Genomic DNA, 21,236 nt, shown 5'->3' on the forward strand with positions numbered 1-21,236 from the left:
GAATGCTATTATAATCAAATTATATAACCTTATATTTATTCACTTATAGAAAAGTTTGAGAGTTCCTGCAAATTATTGGAATTAATATTTGTCTTTGTGAAATTTGCTTAAAGTTACTGTTTGGTAACCGTCGAGTAAGGAGGGGGTCATAAATAAAGATCAGTGCTCGGGATGTATCTGATAGGCTTAATCAGGATTTGACCTGGACCTTACTACAGGGTGTATAATAAATATAAGAGAAATTGAAATAATGAGGTGGTTAGAGATGAGTGAAATAACTATTGGTGAGCTTGCTGATAGAGTTGAGATTAATATAGAAACTATTAGATATTATGAGAGAGAGGGAATTATTCCTGAGCCTCCTCGAAATAAGTCTGGTTATCGAATATATAGCAGGGAAGATATTACACGACTTGAATTTATTAAAACTGCAAAAATGCTGGGGTTTTCTCTGCAAGAGATCTCAGAACTGCTCTCATTAAGTGTTGATCAGGATTCAGATTTCAAAGAAGTCAGGCGTAGGGTTCAAGAAAAGGTTGAAGTCATAGACAAAAAGATTGAGAACTTAAAGAGGATGAGGAAAATATTAACTGAATTAATTACTGCATGTGATACTGAAAAAACTACAGACCGGTGCCCGATATTAAAAGGGATTGAAGAAAAAAAGCTGGACTTTAATAATTAGTTTAATTTTTGAATTCTATTTGCACTGTAGTTAGGTATATTGTTTATAATTATTAGTGTAAGGAGGTGCTACAGATGAGTAAAAGAAAAATTGAAGTATTTACAGCTGGATGCTTTATATGTGATAATGCTGTTGAAAAAATTAAAGAATTGGCCTGTCCTAATTGTGAAGTGGTTGTTTATGATTTAAATAGCAAATGTGAATCCAATATTTGCGAGGAAAAAGCAAAGGAATATGGAGTTAGAACCCTTCCTTCTGTTGCAATTGACGGTGAATTAGCAGATTGTTGTAATGATAAAGGTATTGACTTTAAAGCTCTGCAGGAAGCTGGTTTAGGTAAGGCTTAAAGTTGAAACCTCCGCAGTTTGCGGAGGTTTTTATTATTTATTATTTCTTTTGTTTATTAGCTGGAAATGTTGATCAGGCAAGGCATAATGTTATCAGGGTCATATTTTAATTTAAGCTATAATTCATAGACCTCACCATTCTCCAGCTTCTTTACATCTGCATTAAACTGGTTGTATTCTTCAGGGTTTAAGGTGTGGATAGGGAATAGTTTGGCTGGTTTTAATTCATCAACTACTTTAGCTGATGTTTTGATATCTGCGTGGCCGCTGGTATAAATCTTATGGAATTTCATGTTGTTCTCATCTATAAAGTTCTGGAGGTTTTTAAACTTGCCCTTCTCTAAATATTCTGGCCAGCGTGAATAGATAAAACTGATATTTTTGAATATATCTTTATCAAGATCGCTTATTTTATTGAGATCATGGACTGTGGAGTTTCTGACCAGCATTAATATTTTATTCCTTTTGGCCACTATCTCTTCTTTTCCCATCTTATAATCGCTGAATTTATAGGCCAGTTCTTCCTGATTCATATTAAAGACTTTATCTGTTAGAAACTCAGGATAATAGACTTTTACATCGCTAAACTTGCTTGAAGGATAGGGTATCTCAGCGTAATCTTTTATTATATCCAGGATACTGGCTGTGTAAAAATCTATTAAAAATATTCTCTCTGTCTTTCTGGCAGCTCTATAAAAGGAAATTATTCTATCTATATTCTGGCCGGAGGCTGTAAATAATACCAGGCCTGGCTCTGCTAATACTTTTTCAATTTCAGCTTCCAGCCTGGCTTCTGGTTTTTCAGTTTTATTTTCATTGCCTATATTGCTGCCTTCCATAATCAGGCCATCAATCTTCTCAGGAAGGTTTCTAAAGAAATATTCCAGGGAATTTTTGCGGCCATGGCCTCTAAAATCTCCGGAATATACAAGGTTTTTGCCGTCGGCTTCTATGAGGAAAGCCTGGGAGTCAAAGCCGGAATGATCCATAAAATTTGGCGTGATCTTAAAGTCTTTGATTGTAAAGGGCTGGCCACTATTAATATGTTGATAATTGTCTATTTCTATTTTGCTATCTGAAAATAATGTTGTGATATCAATTAGTTTATGGGTTGCTTCGGTGAGATAATATTTTAGGTCTTCTTTTATATACTGGATGAGTCCGTAATGATCTCTGTGGGCATGGGAGATCAGAATGCCGTCTATGTCTGATTTATTTTTGCTGACGATATCTTTATCGAAATCTTTATAAAGGCCGTCTACATAAGGAATTATCCCTAGATCTATTAATTCTTTGACTGACTTTGATTTATATTTATTGAAATCTAGCATGCTGCCATCGTCTTCTAATAACGGAAGGCCTGCATCTATTAATATTCTGGTGCCATTATTGCTGATTAATTCAACTACTGAGCCACCAATCTTTTCAGTATCTCTGTGGATTATTAGTTTGGGCATGATTTAATATAAACACCTCCTTATTTTATCTGCTTACAGGCTGCTATATTGGCTCTTTAATGCTATCTGGGCTGTGAGCTATAGTTTTATATTCTTGCTGGTTATGCCAGGCTGTATTATAGGTTCTGGTGCGTTCTGGATTTATATCGAAATAGGCCTGAATCTGTTCTAATATTATAGTTCATCATTTTCTAAATTTATCCTGCATGATTGCAATTAAATTTCTAATAAGTTCTTTTTTAAAAAATCTTAAAAAGTGTCGATGGTTTATTATTAAATGAGTATTATTAAGTTCATATTCTTCTTAGGAAACAGGTTTCCAGGGTTAGAGGTTAAAAACTTCCTTAGTGACCGGACAATTTTGACCGGTAGACCGGATGATTTTGACCGGTAGAAAGAAAGATTATTGATCATAAGCTGCGTCAGGATAAATATTTGCAGGATCTTTTAAATAATATATATTGGAGGTGCCAGTTCTATTTACTTTTTTGATCAGGCCATAATTTTCTAAACCCTTTAACCAGTTCCTAATGCTTCTATCGGAAACTCCTAGCTCACTGGCAAGACGCATCTGGCCAGGATAACAATAGCCGCTATCCCAGCAATAACTGACCAGGGATGCATATAAGATTTTCTCCTGAATTGAGATATTGGGGTCTTTTAAAATATTATTATCAAGTTTAGTGAAGTTCTGATTAGGGGAAGTATATTCTATTTCTTGAGATATATCTAGTTGACTATCAGTTGTTTCTTTGCTGGTATTAATTTTAATCACCCTATCTATTTAAATTTGGTATTTTGTGTTGCTATCGAATAAGTATGAAAATATAGTGTTTTGCTTATAAATCACGTAAATTTTATAGGAATATACCCGAGTTGTCAATATAATTTTGAGGTAATTTTAAACAATTTTTATTATGGGTTAACTTTAAAATATATGGTGTTTTTTAATATTAATATAACTGTATTATGGAGGTAGGGATGTAGGAGGGGTGAGGTAGGGGTAACGTATGAAAGGCGGATGAATTTTGATGGTGAAAAGTTGGCCAGGTTGCTGGAGCTGGTGCGAGTTTAGGCTGTTATAGTGGCAGGATAATATGGGAGTAGGGTTGATGTGGTATAGATGCAGGTTTTATCTAAATATTTTTATTCTCCTGCAGGTATTATAAATAATCAGGGCAGTAATATTTAAGTTTTTTATGATAAATTTAAAAAGCCCCCTTGATATTTTAATAATCAGAGGACTTTAAGTATTTTTAGTTGATTTAATTTTTAATGATTCTATTTTTATAACTTTACTGTCAATTTTCATATTCTGATCATCTCACTCCACCTCCTGATAACTTTTTATTTAAAAGATCTGGCCCTGATAATTCTTTAAACCGTTGTGGATATGCTCTTCTCTGATTTTTTCTCCTTCGGTTAACTTGATGTTGTTATCTCTCTTTAGGTTGAATAAATTCATTATATTTAACATGTTTATCACTCCTTTATTTTGTTTGTTTTTAATACATGAAATCTTGATTTTTCTTTAAGCAGTTATGAACATGTTCCTGATAAAATTCTTCTCTCTGATCATTCTTCATTTTGAATTCGTTATTTTCTAAATTTAGAATATTATTTAGGAATCCCATTTCGATAACCTCCTTTAATTTATTTTTACTATTTGTCTATATTATAAACCTAAAAATTAAGTTTGTCAAGCTTTAAATTAATATTTTTAATAAAATAATTGATATATTTAATAAATAGTTTAACATATTAAAGTATCAGAGACTGTTTTTTGAGAGATTTAAACCTTTATAAAACCCTCTATATCATATATTTATAGCCTTTTTTTGAAATTTTGCTGACGATATAAAACATCCTAAAAATTAATTAAAAAATAATTTAAAATAAATATATTTAATTTTGATATTAAGATATATTAGTTATTATTGAATTATGTGATGAGGAATGCCAGATCTGGCTATAGAATATTTGATTAGATGTCAGGAGCATAATTATAAACTGTTAATAGGATCAGGACTGGGTTAGTACTGAGTTGGTACTGGGTTGGTACTGGGTAGATACTGGAGTGGAATAATATCAGGGTAGGGTTGATGTAGAGTTGATGTAGGGTTGATGAAAATTTAGTGGGGGGATTAATTCAGAATTAGTGGCCAGGGGAATTGATTTCTGGAGTTAGAGGAGGAATCAAAGGCCAGAGCTAATTATATTTAATTTTATCAGAGCTAGCAGGAATTTTATATAGGTGGTGGGTGCATTAAATGACAAAACTATAATTAAAGCTTAATTTATTGATATGTGGCTTAAATATAAAATCTGCCTGGAGAGGCTTTTTATAAAATACCAGGCAGACTGTTGCTTATATTTAAACTTAAAGAATTAATATATTAGTTTAAAAGGCATTTAAAGGGCAAGTTAATTAGGATTATATTATTTTAGATTGACAACAACTCGGCTTTTGAGTCGCCGGCAAGCATTTTATCTATATAATCTCTGAGTTCGTTCAGGGTGATTTCTGTGCTTATTTCATCCAGGTGGTCAGGCTTCCAGTCGCTGGCGAGTTTATGCCAGATATCTTCTCTAAGTTCTCTATTGACCTGGACTGAATCTATGCCTAATAGGCTGACTCCTCTCAGGATAAATGGATAGACATTTATTGGGAGGTCAGCTGAGGCTACATTGCCGCAGCAGGTGATTGCTCCTGAGTATTTAGTTGATTTGATAGCTGTGGCCAGCATATTGCCGCCAACTGTGTCGATAACGCCATCCCACTTTTCTTTAAGGAGCATCCGACCGGAATCATCGTTGACTTCAGATCTGCTAATTACTTCTTTTACACCAAGGTTATGGAAGTATTCCTTTGCGCCTGTCTTTCCTGTGGCAGCTGTAATCTCGTAACCCTGCCTGGCGAGAATACTGCAGGCAAAACTGCCAACTCCCCCTGAAGGTCCGGTAACTAAGATCTTTTTGCCTGGAGTACCTGCTCTTAGAAGTTTATGGACAGATAGTGCTGCAGTGAAGCCTGCTGTCCCATAGGTCATGCTCTCTTTCAGGGTCAGGTTGTCAGGAAGTTTCACTGCCCATTCTGATGGGATTCTGATATATTCTCCAAAACCACCAGCTGTATTCATGCCCAGGTCATAGCCTGTTACTATAACTTTATCTCCCTTCTGGAAATTATTGCTCTTATCTTCAACAACTTCACCGGCAGCATCGATGCCTGGAGTATGGGGATACTCCCTTGTCACTCCTTTATTGCCGATTGCTGATAGTGCATCTTTGTAATTTAATGATGAATATTTGACCCTGATAAGTAGGTCACCCTCTGGAAGTTGGCTGATTTCCTTTTCGATAATATTTCTTTTATAGTCGTTGTCGACTTCTTTTATTTCTAAAGCTATAAACTTTTTGTTATTCATAATTAAACCCCTTTTCATTTAATTAATTTTTTGCTGATTTTTATAACCTAATATTTATCATAAGTTTGATTTGAAATATGAAATTTATAATTATATCATAGGAGACTTTGCATTATATCTGTTTATTTTTCAATATTATAATTCATCACTTACTAAATTTATCCTGCAATGATTTATATTAAATTTCTGAAAAATCCTCTACGATTTTTATTAATGGGTATTATTAAGTGCATATTCTTTATAGAAACTTAGCTTCCAGGGTATAGGAGAGAGTCTCCCTAACTAACTGACGTCGTTTGACCGGTCAGACCGGAACAGCTATTCCTGGTCGAATTTATTGTAAACATTTATTGCAATTTCTTCAGTTTTTTTGATAAAATTATTATCTAATTTAGTGAAGTTCTTTTTAAGGAAACTGTATTCTATTTTCAAAGCTATATCTATCTCGTTATCAGGTATTTCATTGCTGGTATTAATTTTAACCACCCCATCTAATTGAATTGTATTTATTATGTTCCTTTCAAATTAATACAAAAATATACTATTTTACTTTGATATCACAAATATCTTGCAGGAATATATTTTAGATGTCAATATTAATAAAGAATGGAGAAAGCAGAGTTATGGAGTAGGTGTAGGAGGGGAGTAGGAAGGGAAGCGTATGGAAGTTGATTGAATTCTGATGACAGAAAACTAGGCAAGCGGGTTAAACCAGGGCGAATTGATACTATTTTGGCCCCAAGATTAAATCGGAGTTGAATTGGTTTGGGGCTGGTACAGGTTTTGTGCTAGATTTTTGTAATATTGATGGCTTTATATTTCAAACCTATTAACATCTTGCCTTATTAGTTAAACTTTATATTTAATATTTTAGATTATATCATCCAGGGAAAATAAGTTAAATGAAATTCCCTTAGGGGATTAAGTCTGAGGGTATAATAAAAAACTGAGGTTTCCCTCAGTTTTCTTGTGTTTATAAGAATATAAAACACCGCCAAATTGAAAATCTAAGTCTTGACGGTGTTCAAAAATTAAATTTATTCTGCAGAATTTTCATTGAAATCTGCTGGTTCTCCCTGCCACAATAACCAGGGATAAGTTTCATTTTCTTCAATTGCCCAAACATCAATAAAATCCCAATTCTTAAAATTAGTTTCTTTATTCATTTCAGAGGAATATTTACCTACCACATTACCGTTAGCATCACCTTCCGGTTCTCCCACTCCATTAAGTTGATCATTTATTGATTTATCCCAAAAACAGTATTCTATAGTTCCGCTGTAAAAATTGCCAATAAAGCCTCCAATATTGTTTGCCTTGCCACTAACATAACCAGTACTATAACTCATAAATATTTCTCCCCTATTATTAGTTCCTACCAAACCTCCTATATTTTCACACTCACCTTCAACTCTACTTGTACTGTATGAATTGATGATCTCAGCATTCCAATTATCTCCTACTAACCCCCCAGCTCTACCACTATGATAATTTTCACTGGATTTTTGTTCAACCAAACCTGTACTAAAAGACTTATCTATTTTGCCTGCGTTTCTTCCAACTAATCCACCTACCGAATCAATTGCCACAACTTTACTATGGCTATAAGAGTTACTTATTATATTATTGTTTATGCCTACTAACCCCCCAACATAATATCTATAAGACTCTACACTCCCTTCAGTATAAGAATTAATTATTTCACCAGAGTTAAACCCTGTTATACCACCTATTGAATGATTTTCGTTTCCACTTATATTTCCAATATAATAAGAGCTAATTATATTACCATCATTACGTCCTGTAATACCTCCAACATAATCACCACTAACTTCAATATCTCCTGTAACATAAGAATTAACTATTTCACCATAATTACGCCCTGTTATGCCACCAATATATCTATTTCCTGATATATTAACGTCCTGTAATCCAAGATTAAAGATCATTGACTCTTCACTTATGCGATTAAATAACCCTAAGTAGTTTTCATCAGTTTTATTAATTTTTAAATTAGTGATTATCTTATTATTGCCATCTAGAGATCCTGAAAATAGATTATCTTCATCTCCAATTGGTTCCCAATTATCAAAAGCAATCAAATCAATATTAGCTATTAGTTTAAAATGCTTATCCAAATAGCTTCTAACTTTATTTAATTGTTCAGCTGTTTCTATAAGATATGGATTTTCTTTAGTACCAAAGCCACCTGCAAAATCTGAATTATATTCTAAAAAGACCACTTCAAATATAACCTTATTATTATTCTTGTCAACCTCTATTAAATTATTATAAACTGTATACTCTCCATCTGTAATATTATCATTATCAATAACTAGAGTTAATTCTGTGGTTCCTGATAAACCAGTGATATCTCCAGCCAAAGAATTATCTAGATAATAAAATTCATCTACACCTGATTCTCCATCTGCTAGGACACTAAAAAATTCTGCATGATCTTCATTAACAACGCCTTTAATAATTAGAGATGCATTATATGTTTCTGGATTATCAACGACCTGGCTGCCACTATCGCAAGCTGCAATACTTATTAAAGCAAAAATTAATACAATCATAAATAATAATATTTTTTTATTGGTATTCATGAATTTACCCCCTTTTTTATTATTATATATTCAAAAGTAAAATTATATTCAATCCTGGATAATCTGAATTCTAAAATCGGCCAGGCTTTCAGGTATAGGAGCTTTTAGATTATTAACATAGTTCAATAGCATCTCTTTTTCAGTTTCCTGAGTGGTTGTTATAATAGTTATGTCATCACCTTCCACTAAATTATAATCATTAAAATTAAAAGAATTAAAAGTTATTGTATATAATTCAGAATCATAAACTGGTGAACCATCAGCTAAAGATACATCATCAATTTTATAAGCATCACCACTGCTATTTAGATAAATATTATAAACCATTCCAGATACCTGCAGACGAATATCATTGAACTTTTGAGATTCTTCCAGTAATAATTCTTTTATTCTAGCCCCTTTCATTTCTCCTATAACTGCTTTACGATCATCAATAAATGATGAATACAAGCTTAATAGTTCATCTTCTGTCAAGCTACCAGCAGCAATTTCAACCCCTGATTCTACAATTGTACTAGTTATTGTAGCTATATCTGCTGAAGTTTTTTCCCTGATGGCATCTGCTATTAAATTAGCTGCTGTATTAGAGCTAGCAAAACGATCTGCAATGGTTGCACCACCTGTTAGTATAACTTCAGTTATAAATACTCCTGGTATTTGTTCAAGCTTAATAGTCACTGTTACTGTTTCTGCTGGCATCGTGAATGTATACTTTTCACCTGCTATTTTTTCATTTGTTGTTATAAAACCATCGTTGATCTGAATCGATTTAAATTCTTTGCCTGACTCAATTTCTGAGATATTTACAGTTACTATTTCTCCTTCTGATGCTAATGTTTTGTTAACAGTTACATTGGCTGATCCATTCTGAACATCATTTATATTAATTTCATAAACTTTTGTCCAGCTTCCTTTTTGCTCACCTATATAAATACCTGCTCCTTGATTTTCATATATATTCCGAAAAACATTATTCTCTGGATCTCCAAACTCTCCAGTTAAAAGGCTTTTTCCTAAAGTTACATTTTCACCGATAATTATTTTTGTTAGCTGGTTTTCTCGAAAAACATAGTTATCAATCTCTACATCATTTGCTATTTTAAGCTCTTCTAACTGATTATAATAAAAAGCACTTTGTCCAACTTTAGCTAAGCTTTCAGGAATATCTAGACTTTTTAAATTATTATGATGAAAAGCCTGATCTCTAACCTCTGTAATTTTGGTTGAAAATTCTAGACTACTAATTTGATTTTCTGGAAATGCTGCAGATTCAATTATTGTGACATTATTAAAGTCCTCAGCTGATATAGAAACAATATTATTTCCTCTAAATGCCCTTTCCCCAATTATTGTTATATGATCAGGCATAGCTATATTTGTAATTTTATTATTATAAAATATTCCAGCAGGTAAAGTTGTAATAGAAACAGGAAGCTTTGGAAGCTCTGTAAATTCATTATCTAAAAAAACATTAATACCCATTTCTGTAATTGTATCTGGAATTGTAATAGAGTTTAGCTTATTGTAACTTAACGCCCCTTCATCTATAATCTTTAAACCTTCTGGAATTTCAAAACTCTCTAATTGATTTTGATAAAAAGCTCTGCGTTCAAAAGTTTTAGGCGTCCCCTCAAATACGACTTCTATAAGATTATTTCTGCGAAAACTCTCTTCTTCAATGATTTTAATGTTTTCTGGTATAATTAATTTTGTCAATTCATTATTTCTAAAGGCTTCTAAACCTATACTTTCCATTTCTCTAGAAAGTTTTAATGATTTAATCTCATTTAATCTAAATGACTGATAACCTATGCTTTTAATACTATCAGGTAGAATAAGAATTTTTATTTGATTATCTCTGAACGCTCTGTCTCCAATTATTTCTATACCATAGGGAATAGAGACTCCAGTAAGTTGTTTATTCATAAAAGCTTCATTTCCTATTTCAACCACCTTAATTCCATCAATAGTTGCAGGAATGACTACATCTAACCCACCTTCTGGATTATAATCTATTATTGTTCCAGTGGAACTATCAAATGTAAAGTACTCTTCTGAAATAATTATGATCTGTTCCATATTAATGATGAAAGTTGTAGAATCTGAATCTATAGTTATGACTCCTTTATCTGCTAATTTATAATCTTCAGCAGTTACTGATAATGAATACTGGCCCTCTTCTACTGAATTAAATTTTGCTAACCCATTAACATCTGTTATAGCTGTTTTATCCCCTAAACTAACTTCTGCTCCTGCAATGCTTTCTTCAGTGTGAGAGTCTATAACTGTTATATTAACCTCGTAATCATTAACTAGAATTAAATCTGATGAATTAGAAGAAGATGATGAATCACAGGATGTTAGTATTAAAAGAATTGTTAAAGACAGCACGATAGTGAAAAGAACCTTTATACTTTTTGAAATCATTTGGAACCCCTCCCCCGGTTATACTTTTAAAATATATTATTAAGCATAACATTGATGCCAGGGAATTAATATTACCCGTTCGGGTAATATTTAATATAAATTAATGGAATTCCATAGCTTAAAACAAAAAAGACCAGATTGAGTTATTCTTTACTTAATCTGACCTTTTTAAGGTTTTAAATATTTAATTTAGATTTAGTTGATAAATATATACTATCAGGCTATTTTATCTGATGGAGTTTTGAAACCAGAGATACTTTATTGGATACATCGCATTTATTATAAATGTTCTGGAGGTGTTTTTTAACTGTGTTCTTTGAAATAAAGAGACGATTGCTAATCTCCTTATTTGTCAAACCGGATTTTACTAATCGTGCTATTTCTATTTCTCTTGGGGTTAGTTCTAAGTTTTCAATTCGTTCTTTTTGTAGTTCTTTAAATGTTATGTTCCTGGTCATATTTTGATTATACTCTTTTAATAAATATATATGATTACCTATACAGGTTGAGATTCTATTTAAAAATAATAAGTCAATTGTTTTAAAGTCTCTGCTTTTTTTGCTTCTAATTAATGTAAGGGTAGCTAGAAGTTGATTGTTATGATGAATATCTATTCCACAGAGATAAAAATAACTATTGGGTAATAAAAAATCATTGAAAAACTCTGTTTTGCGCCACTCACGATAATCCATGATAAGACTACTTTTTGAGGCTTTCTTTTCATTAAAAAATCTTTTTTTGATTGTATCTTTTTTATAATAAAAATCATTATAATCATCTACTGTTTTATCTGGAATATCTATTTTCTTGAAATCTACAACTTTATCATTATCATAGGACATAAAATGAGCAACATCATATGGAATATAGCCTCTAATTTCATTTAAGATAGTATAGCCATATTCATCAAGGGTAGTTATGTAAGTTGTTTTAGTTAAAAATTCTACAACATACTGCCACATGTTGGCTCTTAATTTTGATTCAGTCATTATAAAATACACCTCAAAAAAGCAGATATTTATTTAACAAATATGTTTTAATACTATTATTATATATTATTCGACTATTTTAAACAAATTAGATATATTAAATGTATATATAAAAAGCCTGCCTGGAAAGGGTTCTTAGCACTAAAATATCCAGGCAGACTGTTGTTTATATTTAAATTTAAGGGAATATTATATTAGCTTAAAGGGCAAGTTTAATAAGATTATATTAGTTTAGGTTGACAACGACTCGGCCCTTTGAGTCGCCGGCAAGCATTTTATCTATATAATCGCTAAGTTCGTCTAAGGTGATTTCTGTGCTTATTTCATCCAGGTGATCAGGTTTCCAGTCGCTGGCAAGCTTATGCCAGATATCTTCTCTAAGTTCTCTATTGACCTGGACTGAATCTATTCCTAATAGGCTGACTCCTCTCAGGATAAATGGATAGACATTTATTGGCAGGTCAGCTGATGCTACATTGCCGCAGCAGGTGATTGCTCCTGAGTATTTAGTTGATTTGATGGCTGTGGCAAGCATATTGCCGCCAACTGTATCGATAACGCCATCCCACTTTTCTTTAAGGAGCATCCGGCCGGAATCATCGTTAACTTCAGATCTGCTAATCACTTCTTTTACGCCAAGGTTCTGAAAGTATTCCTTTGCATCTGTCTTACCTGTAGCTGCTGTGACATTGTAATCTTCTCTGGCCAGAAAGCTGCAGGCAAAACTGCCAACTCCGCCTGAAGGTCCGGTAACCAAGATGTTTTTACCTGGAATGCCTGCTGATAGAAGTTTATGGACAGAGAGTGCTCCGGTAAATCCTGCTGTTCCATAGATCATGCTCTCTTTCAAGGTTAAGTTTTCCGGGAGTTTTACAGCCCAGTCTGATGGGATTCTGATATATTCGCCAAATCCTCCGGCTGTATTCATGCCGAGGTCATAGCCTGTTACTATTACTTTATCTCCCTTCTGGAAATTATTGCTCTTATCTTCAACAACTTCACCGGCGGCATCAATCCCTGGAGTATGGGGATATTCCTTTGTTACCCCTTTATTGCCGATTGCTGACAGGGCATCTTTATAGTTCAGAGATGAATATTTAACTCTGATAAGCAGGTCGCCTTCAGGGAGTTCATTAATCTCTTTTTCGATAATATTTCTTTTATAGTCATTGTCGACTTCTTTTATTTCTAAAGCTTTAAATTTTTTATTATCCAATATTAATGCACCTCCACTTTTGTATTTTACATCTATATTAATTTAAACATAGAATAATTTTCATTGCAACTGAGTCTTGTTAAGCTTTAATTTTTATGATAAAATAATTAAACAGATGTTCGATTGAGGTTTTATTATTCTCTGGAGGGGTTAGTTATGAAACCTAGAACTATTAATATGGTTGGTACTGTTGATCATATGGATAAGGCTTTATCGACTAATGAGGAATGGGCTCAGGGAAATGAATTTTATTTTAAATGTAAAGATCACAAGGAGTATTTTGATAGGTTGGTTGCTGAAACTGAGACTGCTCCTGGCTCCAGGGATCGGCTCTCTCTCTTTTATTTACTGGCCTCTCTTAAAAAGTTCAGGCAGGCACCTGGTAAGTTTCTTTTCTTTAATGAACTCCGGCCTAATCCCCAGGCTTTCAGGGAGTTACTATCTCCCGGGGAGCAGGCTTTAGTCCAGCTGGCTTTTTATTTTTATACTGGCAGAGATCTTTTTGATATTGGTATCCTGGATATCTTTAATAATCTTGAGGGTGAAAATGTTCTGGTTGCAGTTGATGCTATTAAGATGCGGTTTGAGATTGATGCTGAACTCTGGTGATTGATTAAATAATTCTTAACTGCTAAGGGATGTTTGGTTTGTAAATGCCTGAGTAATTATATATAATTTAATTAAATAAGGAGGCCTATAAAATGGAAAGAATCATACCAATCTTTGGTCTGTTCGTATTCCTGGGTATAGCCTTTCTTTTATCTGAAAATAGAAGCGAAGTTAATATCAAGACTGTGATTGGAGGCATTCTGCTCCAGCTTGTTTTTGGTTTTCTGATTCTGATTGTTCCTCAGGGCAGGTTCTTATTTGAAATTCTAACTGAATTCGTTGCTACAATCCTGGATTTTGCTGCTGATGGTGCTGTATTTGTATTCGGTGAAGAACTTGTTCATGGTGTTGGTGGTGCTTTAGACGGTTATTTTGAGGAAGCCCCGTTTGCCTTTTATGTCCTCCCGACTATTATTTATTTCTCAGCTTTGATGTCACTTTTCTATTATCTTGGAATTATTCAAAAAGTAGTTAAGGTTATGGCATCTGTCATGAAAAAGGCTATGGATTTAAGTGGAGCCGAATCTCTGGCTGCAGCTGCTAATGTTTTTATTGGCCAGACTGAAGCTCCTCTGGTAATTAAAAAGTATTTACCGCAAATGACCCGCTCCGAGGTTATGGCTCTGATGACCGGTGGTATGGCTACAGTGGCCGGTGGTGTATTTGCTGCTTTTGTTGGTATGGGAATCGACCCTGGATATCTGCTGGCAGCCAGTATAATGTCGGCACCTGCATCTCTGGTTATGGCCAAAATTATGATTCCTGAAATTGAAGAATCTACAACTGCAGGGACAGTAAAAGTTAATATAGAGCTTGAGCATGATAATGTTTTAGGTGTAGTTGCTGATGGTGCAAGTGAAGGATTAAAGCTGGCTTTAAATGTAGCTGCTATGTTGATTGCCTTTATGGCTATAATTGCTCTGATCAATCATGGGCTAGGATTTTTCGGTACCAGTCTTGAGGGAATTCTTGGCCTGCTCTTCTCGCCATTTGCTTATTTAATGGGAGTACCGATGGAAGAGGCAAGGGAAATTGGAAGTCTTTTAGGCCAGAAGATGGCTATAAATGAGTTTGTAGCCTATGCCAGCCTGACTGAGTTGATTGCTGAAGAGGCTATATCTCAACGTTCACAGGCGATAGCTACTTTTGCTCTCTGTGGATTTGCTAATTTCGGCTCGATTGCTATTCAGATTGGTGGTATTGGTCCACTGGACCCTGATCGTAAGGGTATGATCGCTTCTTTAGGTGTTAGGGCTCTTATTGCTGGTACTTTAGCCACTTATACAACTGCAACTATTGCAGGTCTATTTATCGGTTAGATCTCTGGGTTAATTAAATATATAAGTTAACCGCCCTGGATATAAGTTTCTGCCAGGGCGGTTTTATTATTAGTTTATATTAGAGACGATCAATAAATATAAGGGATAAACCGATATGGGACCTGTTCTTTATATTCTAAATAATCCTGGCCGTATTTTTCATGGAGCCAGGGTTCTTCTGCAAAGACCAGGAGAATTAGAAGTATCATGTGAATTAATGTTAGAATTATCATTAAGACTGAATAGGTAAATAAAACTGCGCCTAGAAAGTGAATTATTATTCCTGTTGACTGGGGATTTCGACAGTATTTATATGGGCCAGTAGAACAGAACTCTCCTTTTACTCCATAACTCTCTTTTATATTAAGTTCTATAATAGCCCAGATAGAAAAGCAGAACCCGATTATGAACAAAATTAAACCTACCCAGTTAATAATACTAAATTCAATAAGGGGTATTGCAGTAAGTATTGCAAATACTACGGTTGCTATATAAAAAACATGCCAGATTGTTAACTCTATAATACCAAATAAACTTGCTTCAGTTATAGGCCAGAGGTTGATTTTTTGATTCTTTAAATCGATGATTATGCCTATAATTAATATAATACCGGATATTAGAGCAATATAAAAACTGATCTGGCTGATATTCATTTTAATCCCCCTGTATAATTTTCATATTTATGCTAAGCTTATCTCATCATCTCTATAAATTTTTCTGCCAGTTCTGGATCAAATTGAGTTCCGGCACAGTTTTCTATTTCTGCCAGGGCTTCTTCTTTGCTAATTGGATCGCTGTAACTTCTTTTATTTGTCATGACATCATAGGCGTCTATTATTGTTATTATCCTTGATAGATAGGGAATTGCTTTTTTTGACAGGCCCTGGGGATAGCCATCACCATCCCAGCGCTCATGATGGAATAATATGTCTTCAGCTATTATAGATAGTTCTGCAATTGAAGATGTTATTTTATAACCCTTTTCTGAATGCTGCTTTATTATTTCCCATTCCTTTTGATTAAGACTACCTGGTTTTGTCAGGATATCTTCTGAAATCGTTGCCTTGCCAATATCATGCATGGTAGCCAGCAATGACAATCTATTTACTTCTGAACTATTTAAATTTAGTTTTTCTGCAAACTTAAGGGCTAATTTTGTCATTCTGGTTGCATGTTCTTTTGTCTCGTCGCTTTTTGTACTTAAAGTATTTAATAAGGCCTGAACAATATTACTTTTACTGCTTTTTCTCTCTGAAAGTTTATTTTGATACATATTATCATCTGCTGTTTTTAAAGTTTCATTTATATCCTGATTGATTTCTTCTTTAGTTGCTGCCCCTAGCGCAAAGGATATTGGGATTTTTTCTCTTTGATTAAACTCCCTGACTTTATCTTTAATCCTCCTCATGATATCTGCGGCAGTTTTGGTATCTGTTTCAGGTAATAAGACTGCGAATTCATCTCCGCCATGCCTGGATATTATATCTTCATCTCTTAAAACTTCATTTAAGATATCTGCTGTTTTTATTAAGGCCTCATCGCCTTTATCATGGCCATAACTATCATTGATAAGTTTTAGGCCATTTAAGTCAGCTATTATAATGCTTACTGGCAGGTTCCTTTCGGTATCCAGTCTATTCATCTCTTCTTCAAAAAATCTTCTATTGTATAGTCCCGTTAAGCTATCGTGGAATGATTTATATTCCAGCTCTTTTTGATAATACAATGTTTCCAGGGCTGCTCTGGTGTGAGATACAAGTATTTCTGCAAGTTCCAGATCCTGCTGGTTAAAGGCTGCTTTTTCATTGGATGCTGCCTGGAAGACCCCTATATTTTCTATTGGTATAGCTATACCTGACTTATAAGTACTTTTTACTGGTCTGGCATCAGGGTCTATATTTATATCTTTATTTAAATAACTTTTATTATTTTTATATGCTTTGCCAAGTTTTCCGTGGTCTAATGGTAATGATTTGATATCCAGATCACCAGAAGTTGCTTTTATTATAAACTCATTATCTTTAACCAGTGCAATACCACATAAATCAAAGTCCAGGATTTCCCTGGCTGCTTCAATAGTTTTTTTGCAAATAGCATCTTCGCTATTTAGTTTCTGGAACTCAATAGCTATTTTATTTAGTTCTTTGATCGTTCTCTCATTTTCTTTCTGCTTTGAAATATCAATGTTAATCCCTAGAACTTTTAATGGTCTGCCATCATCTGTGCGTGAAATTAATTTGCCCTGACCTAATACCCAGACCCAGTGACCGTCTTTATGTTTTACTCTTTTTTCACAGCTATAGAAGTCTAATTCTCCATTTAGATGTTTTTGAAAAACTTTCTCTGACTTTTTAGCATCTTCTGGATGAACAAGAGAATCCCAGGTTTTAATTGTGGTAGGCTTAAGCTCTTCTAATGTATAGCCAAACATTCCTGCCCATTTTTCATTATAGTTAGTTTCTCCTGTCTGGATATTATATTCCCAGATACCGACTTCGGTACCCTCAATTATTAAATCTAATTTTTCTTTCTGTTTCTTAATTTCTAATTCTTTACTTTTATGCTCGGTAATATCATAAAATAAGGTTGTGAAATAGCCTTTCTTTTGACTGAAAGCATTGACAGCATACCATCTACTCAGTGGTTTAGAGTATTCTTCGAAATTTTTATCAGTTTGTGTTTGAGCAACATCTCCATATTTTTCAATCCAGTCTTGATGGCTAAGATTTTCTAGAACTTCAGTTGCTCTTTTCCCGATTATATCAGCCTCATTTAATCCGGTCATTTCTTCAAAGGCTTTATTCACTTCAAGAAAAATATAGTCTATTGGGTTATCTTTTTCATCAAGTATAATTTTATGTCGGGCAAAGGCTGCAGGCATATTATCGATGAGCTTATTGAATTTCTTTTCTCCTTTTGTCTTAAAATAACTAATAAAATATGTCAAACCAGCAACTAATATATACGTGAAGAAGTAGCCTATTATAGAAACATCTGGACTTTCAATTAGTGATAATGTGGCTGCTACTAATAAGGCCAGAGGAAGATTAAGGTAGAGTTTTAATTTATTTTTACTAAAGAATAGGTTAGCCACAGCAATTACTACTATTAAACTTAAAGCAAGATCGAGCTGATAGTTGGAAATATAATTTAAATAGACTAACTGCAGGATAGCCAGATAAACAACAACCATTGTTATTTTTTCTATCTTAAGTTGTACCTGATTGCTAAAAAATGATATCAGAAATACTATTAAGAACATGGAAGCCCCTATAAGCCTGTGAATTAAGGGCATTGGATCAGTTATACCAGCAAAATAATAATAGAAAACTGGAAAGATGAAATAGAGTGCTGGTATTAGTATTAAGATAATCCTATAATTATTGATTTCTTCGAGGTTGTTAAGTATTTTTTTCAATGAAGACTCTCCTCATATAATATGGTTAATGATATTATATAATATTCATGAAATTTAAACAAACATGTACAGATTAAAACCCCAGGCGATTATACCTGGGGATTGATGATTAATTATTTTTTTGGAAAGGTCTAAGAAAGTCTAACCAGGGTTGGTTAGAGGTTGGTTAGATTAAGAAGCTGTAAAGATCATAGACTAATGCTGCCTGGTACAGCCAGTAAAACCACAATAGGGCAGTGCCTATGCCAATGTATAGAGAATGGTCTCTGTCATAATCAAGTAAATATATGAAGCCTAGACTTACTACTGTAACAACTCCAATTATTAATGGTATCTGACTGGCCGGTGGCTGATTTAAAAAGAAAAGATATTGCATATCGCCCTGTATAATTAAATTGAATGCTATGATACCTGTGATTATACCAGCAAAAGCGATAAGTGAATTGTCATTTGCCAGGTCTTTGAAACCAGACGATTTTTTTCTTAATAGATAGATAATCAGCATAACTACTAAAACTGGAATGAGTATATTTAACATTCCCATGGTAAAGCCAACGATAGGATAGAAAAAATAAATTGCCAGACTAGACATTATTTCCATTAGCGACTCAATAGTGTTAAGGCCTAAAAGTTCAGCTATGTTGTTATCTTCTGGTTCAATGGTATTTGAGTAGTATACATTAGCCCCTGTTGAGGCAGGTTCTGTCCAGAATAAATGTTTATTATTTTCATAATCAATTATTTTTGAATTGCTGCTATAGTTAAAAGCTGGAAATATTCTTTGAGTACCAGTAATTTCATCATCAGATAATTTATTTGTGAAAAGTCCAGCCCTCGCCTGTACTCCTAATGGCCTGGAGTTAATTAACTTCTTTTCTTCATCTATAAAAATTGATGGATTAAACCCCTGAATAGATGAATGCTCTTGAAAACTATCATCGTTTAAGTAGCCTGTATGGATAAATTGGCTTTCTGTCTCTGAATCAAATTTAACCCAGGAGATCCATAGTTGGTCATTATAAACTGCTGTATCTATATTAGCATTATTGCCAAAGGCCTCTCCAGGCTCTGCTAACTTATTCAATTCTTCTGTTTCAATATCTAATTGACCTATATTTAAGACATAACGATTGTACCTATCCTGTTGACCTGAAACAAACATGGTATCAGGATTTCTTTGGTGCCAGGCTAAAAATATTTCATTATCGATTGTATTTAGTTTTGGGAAGAAGGCACCGTTTTCAAAAGAATAAGTATTACTAAAGATCTCCTCACCATTTATATCATCAAAGGCTTTAGTTGTTAATACATTTTCACCTAATTCCTGATCTCTTTCAATATAGGCCAGTACAAGCATATCATCAGTTTCTACAGCTGTTAAACTGCCTGGAAATTCAATGTTTTCTCTAAAAGTTATTGGATTTTCCAGGTCATTTAAATTCTTTGCCTTAAGATTTTGATTGCTGGAGCTGGTTCCAGCGAAATAAAGGAGATAATCTTCACCTAAATATGATATAGCTTCAGGTGACCCGAGTTGGTCTGCCCTGACTATCTCGTTTGTCTCCTGAATTTCTCCACTATTATTAAATACTGTTTGCTTAATAGTTCGCTGATCATTTTCGTCTTCAATTGTAAAAAGGTTATTTACTTCTTCGGTGAATAAAGTATCATAGTTTGAGGTTGAGATATTATTTGCAATATCGACTGGTTGTGACCACTCTTCTAGCCTTAAGTGGTTAACTTCTCCTGGATTGTTCTGATAAAAGTTCCAGTATAATAATGATGAAACTATTAGTATTACAAATGATCCTATAAAAAATAATATTACAGGTTTGAATTTCTTCAAATCAATTCCTCCAGTTAATAGTATATATTATTAGTGCCCACTACTTATTTCAATATATATCTGCTTACTCCTTCTATTTAATGGAGCTCTTTTTATTTTAGTTGGCAAACAGCAGGAAACTCGCCCTGAATATAGCTCCATTTAGGTGCGAGTTTTTTTATTTTATAGATAACCTTTAAATTTCTTCAGTACATTCAGGACAGCCGATTAGCTTACTTTTATCCCAGGTCCAGTAAGTTCCTATTTCCATTGGATAACCCCAGCAACCACAATTGCAATCATGTTTATCTATAGCAGATGTTTTTTAATACTAATTTTATAAAACATTTAGTTCTTCCCCTCTATAATATATTAAAAAAATTTATTGATAAGTTATTATTTCCTTTTCATCATTAAATATTCATCTACTCCATCGATTGCAAAATCTGGAATCAGGCCCACCTCTTTATAATTTAAGTTTTCATAAAATTTCTTAGCTCTTTTATTGAAATCGGCTACCAGAAGAAAGACTTTGTCATAATCTGCTGTGATTACGTCTTCGAAATAATTCATAAGTTTCTGGCCTATTCCCTGGCACTGATAATCACTGGCTACAACGATTAAATGTAAATAAGGATATTTTCCAAAGGTTCCATGTAGTTCTACCCAGATGAAACCTGTAGTCTGGTTTTCTTTATTTAGAGCTACAAATATTTCCTGACTATCGATTGCCCTGGCCAGAAATTTTGCTGGATCTTTTTGAGAGAAATAGAGTTGGCCCAGTTTTGAATTCATGAGTATGTTATAGCAGGCCTCTAGATTTTCTCGGCTGGCTGTTTCAATTTTTATCTGCAATGGTTTCACTTCCTTATAATTATTTAAAGATTACTTATCAGCTTAAATAAAGTTG

General features: G+C 33.6%; 16 protein-coding genes and 1 pseudogene. 4 read left to right on the plus strand and 13 right to left on the minus strand.

Annotated elements, in window-relative coordinates; translation table 11 throughout:
• The first annotated feature begins 265 nt into the window (after positions 1–265).
• Both I0Q91_RS03440 and I0Q91_RS03445 read left to right on the plus strand, forming a co-directional pair.
• On the plus strand, positions 266–685 hold the full coding sequence (locus tag I0Q91_RS03440) for a MerR family transcriptional regulator (protein WP_270452880.1): 420 nt from the start codon (positions 266–268) through the stop codon (positions 683–685).
• A gap of 74 nt (positions 686–759) precedes the next feature.
• Positions 760–1,032: a hypothetical protein gene (locus I0Q91_RS03445; RefSeq protein WP_270452882.1), complete on the plus strand. Its 273-nt coding sequence runs from the start codon at positions 760–762 to the stop codon at positions 1,030–1,032.
• A 116-nt stretch (positions 1,033–1,148) separates the two neighbouring features.
• On the opposite strand, the gene I0Q91_RS03450 is transcribed toward I0Q91_RS03445, so the two are convergent.
• From I0Q91_RS03450 to I0Q91_RS03490, 9 genes and pseudogenes are all read right to left on the minus strand, one after another.
• A complete protein-coding gene (locus tag I0Q91_RS03450) occupies positions 1,149–2,489 on the minus strand; it encodes an MBL fold metallo-hydrolase (RefSeq protein ID WP_270452884.1) in 1,341 nt (446 codons plus the stop codon).
• A 403-nt stretch (positions 2,490–2,892) separates the two neighbouring features.
• Positions 2,893–3,264, minus strand: a complete 372-nt coding sequence (locus tag I0Q91_RS14390) for a helix-turn-helix domain-containing protein (RefSeq protein ID WP_270452886.1) — start codon at positions 3,262–3,264, stop codon at positions 2,893–2,895.
• 576 nt (positions 3,265–3,840) lie between these two features.
• On the minus strand, positions 3,841–3,966 hold the full coding sequence (locus I0Q91_RS03460) for a hypothetical protein (protein WP_270452888.1): 126 nt from the start codon (positions 3,964–3,966) through the stop codon (positions 3,841–3,843).
• Positions 3,967–3,994: 28 nt separating this feature from the next.
• The gene (locus tag I0Q91_RS03465) at positions 3,995–4,123 is read right to left on the minus strand and encodes a hypothetical protein (RefSeq protein ID WP_270452889.1); all 129 of its coding nucleotides are present in this window, start codon (positions 4,121–4,123) and stop codon (positions 3,995–3,997) included.
• Positions 4,124–4,928: 805 nt separating this feature from the next.
• Positions 4,929–5,917, minus strand: a pseudogene (locus I0Q91_RS03470) (YhdH/YhfP family quinone oxidoreductase).
• A 1,037-nt stretch (positions 5,918–6,954) separates the two neighbouring features.
• Positions 6,955–8,523, minus strand: coding sequence for a GLUG motif-containing protein (locus I0Q91_RS03475; protein WP_270452892.1), 1,569 nt, complete (start codon positions 8,521–8,523; stop codon positions 6,955–6,957).
• Positions 8,524–8,571: 48 nt separating this feature from the next.
• Positions 8,572–10,950: a leucine-rich repeat protein gene (locus tag I0Q91_RS03480; RefSeq protein WP_270452894.1), complete on the minus strand. Its 2,379-nt coding sequence runs from the start codon at positions 10,948–10,950 to the stop codon at positions 8,572–8,574.
• Between the two features lie 221 nt (positions 10,951–11,171).
• Positions 11,172–11,939, minus strand: a complete 768-nt coding sequence (locus tag I0Q91_RS03485) for a response regulator transcription factor (RefSeq protein ID WP_270452896.1) — start codon at positions 11,937–11,939, stop codon at positions 11,172–11,174.
• Positions 11,940–12,165: 226 nt separating this feature from the next.
• Positions 12,166–13,155 (minus strand): YhdH/YhfP family quinone oxidoreductase, encoded by a 990-nt coding sequence (locus I0Q91_RS03490; RefSeq protein ID WP_270452897.1) that lies wholly within the window; start codon positions 13,153–13,155, stop codon positions 12,166–12,168.
• Between the two features lie 156 nt (positions 13,156–13,311).
• On the opposite strand from I0Q91_RS03490, the gene I0Q91_RS03495 reads away from it, so the two are divergent.
• Positions 13,312–13,764 carry a DUF6075 family protein gene (locus I0Q91_RS03495; RefSeq protein WP_270452898.1) on the plus strand — a complete coding sequence of 151 codons (453 nt, stop codon included), beginning with the start codon at positions 13,312–13,314 and terminating at the stop codon, positions 13,762–13,764.
• A 92-nt stretch (positions 13,765–13,856) separates the two neighbouring features.
• Positions 13,857–15,083, plus strand: coding sequence for a NupC/NupG family nucleoside CNT transporter (locus I0Q91_RS03500; RefSeq protein WP_270452899.1), 1,227 nt, complete (start codon positions 13,857–13,859; stop codon positions 15,081–15,083).
• Between the two features lie 89 nt (positions 15,084–15,172).
• Here I0Q91_RS03500 and I0Q91_RS03505 read toward each other — a convergent pair whose 3' ends face one another.
• From I0Q91_RS03505 to I0Q91_RS03520, 4 genes are all read right to left on the minus strand, one after another.
• Positions 15,173–15,736, minus strand: a complete 564-nt coding sequence (locus I0Q91_RS03505) for a methyltransferase family protein (protein ID WP_270452900.1) — start codon at positions 15,734–15,736, stop codon at positions 15,173–15,175.
• A 38-nt stretch (positions 15,737–15,774) separates the two neighbouring features.
• Positions 15,775–18,501 (minus strand): diguanylate cyclase, encoded by a 2,727-nt coding sequence (locus I0Q91_RS03510; protein ID WP_270452901.1) that lies wholly within the window; start codon positions 18,499–18,501, stop codon positions 15,775–15,777.
• 166 nt (positions 18,502–18,667) lie between these two features.
• Entirely contained in the window at positions 18,668–20,347 is a 1,680-nt protein-coding gene (locus I0Q91_RS03515) for a hypothetical protein (protein ID WP_270452903.1), read from the minus strand.
• A gap of 375 nt (positions 20,348–20,722) precedes the next feature.
• Entirely contained in the window at positions 20,723–21,181 is a 459-nt protein-coding gene (locus tag I0Q91_RS03520) for a GNAT family N-acetyltransferase (protein ID WP_270452905.1), read from the minus strand.
• Positions 21,182–21,236 lie beyond the last annotated feature (55 nt).

It is taken from the genome of Halonatronomonas betaini (assembly GCF_015666175.1).
GTDB classification, from domain to species: Bacteria; Bacillota; Halanaerobiia; order Halanaerobiales; family Halarsenatibacteraceae; genus Halonatronomonas; species Halonatronomonas betaini.

Bases quoted from the DNA above. Each gene is read 5' to 3' on its own strand.
- I0Q91_RS03440 (WP_270452880.1), top strand. From the start codon at position 266: ATGAGTGAAATAACTATTGGTGAGCTTGCTGATAGAGTTGAGATTAAT.
- I0Q91_RS03445 (WP_270452882.1), top strand. From the start codon at position 760: ATGAGTAAAAGAAAAATTGAAGTATTTACAGCTGGATGCTTTATATGT.
- I0Q91_RS03450 (WP_270452884.1), bottom strand. From the start codon at position 2,489: ATGCCCAAACTAATAATCCACAGAGATACTGAAAAGATTGGTGGCTCA.
- I0Q91_RS03460 (WP_270452888.1), bottom strand. From the start codon at position 3,966: ATGTTAAATATAATGAATTTATTCAACCTAAAGAGAGATAACAACATC.
- I0Q91_RS03465 (WP_270452889.1), bottom strand. From the start codon at position 4,123: ATGGGATTCCTAAATAATATTCTAAATTTAGAAAATAACGAATTCAAA.
- I0Q91_RS03475 (WP_270452892.1), bottom strand. From the start codon at position 8,523: ATGAATACCAATAAAAAAATATTATTATTTATGATTGTATTAATTTTT.
- I0Q91_RS03480 (WP_270452894.1), bottom strand. From the start codon at position 10,950: ATGATTTCAAAAAGTATAAAGGTTCTTTTCACTATCGTGCTGTCTTTA.
- I0Q91_RS03485 (WP_270452896.1), bottom strand. From the start codon at position 11,939: ATGACTGAATCAAAATTAAGAGCCAACATGTGGCAGTATGTTGTAGAA.
- I0Q91_RS03495 (WP_270452898.1), top strand. From the start codon at position 13,312: ATGAAACCTAGAACTATTAATATGGTTGGTACTGTTGATCATATGGAT.
- I0Q91_RS03500 (WP_270452899.1), top strand. From the start codon at position 13,857: ATGGAAAGAATCATACCAATCTTTGGTCTGTTCGTATTCCTGGGTATA.
- I0Q91_RS03505 (WP_270452900.1), bottom strand. From the start codon at position 15,736: ATGAATATCAGCCAGATCAGTTTTTATATTGCTCTAATATCCGGTATT.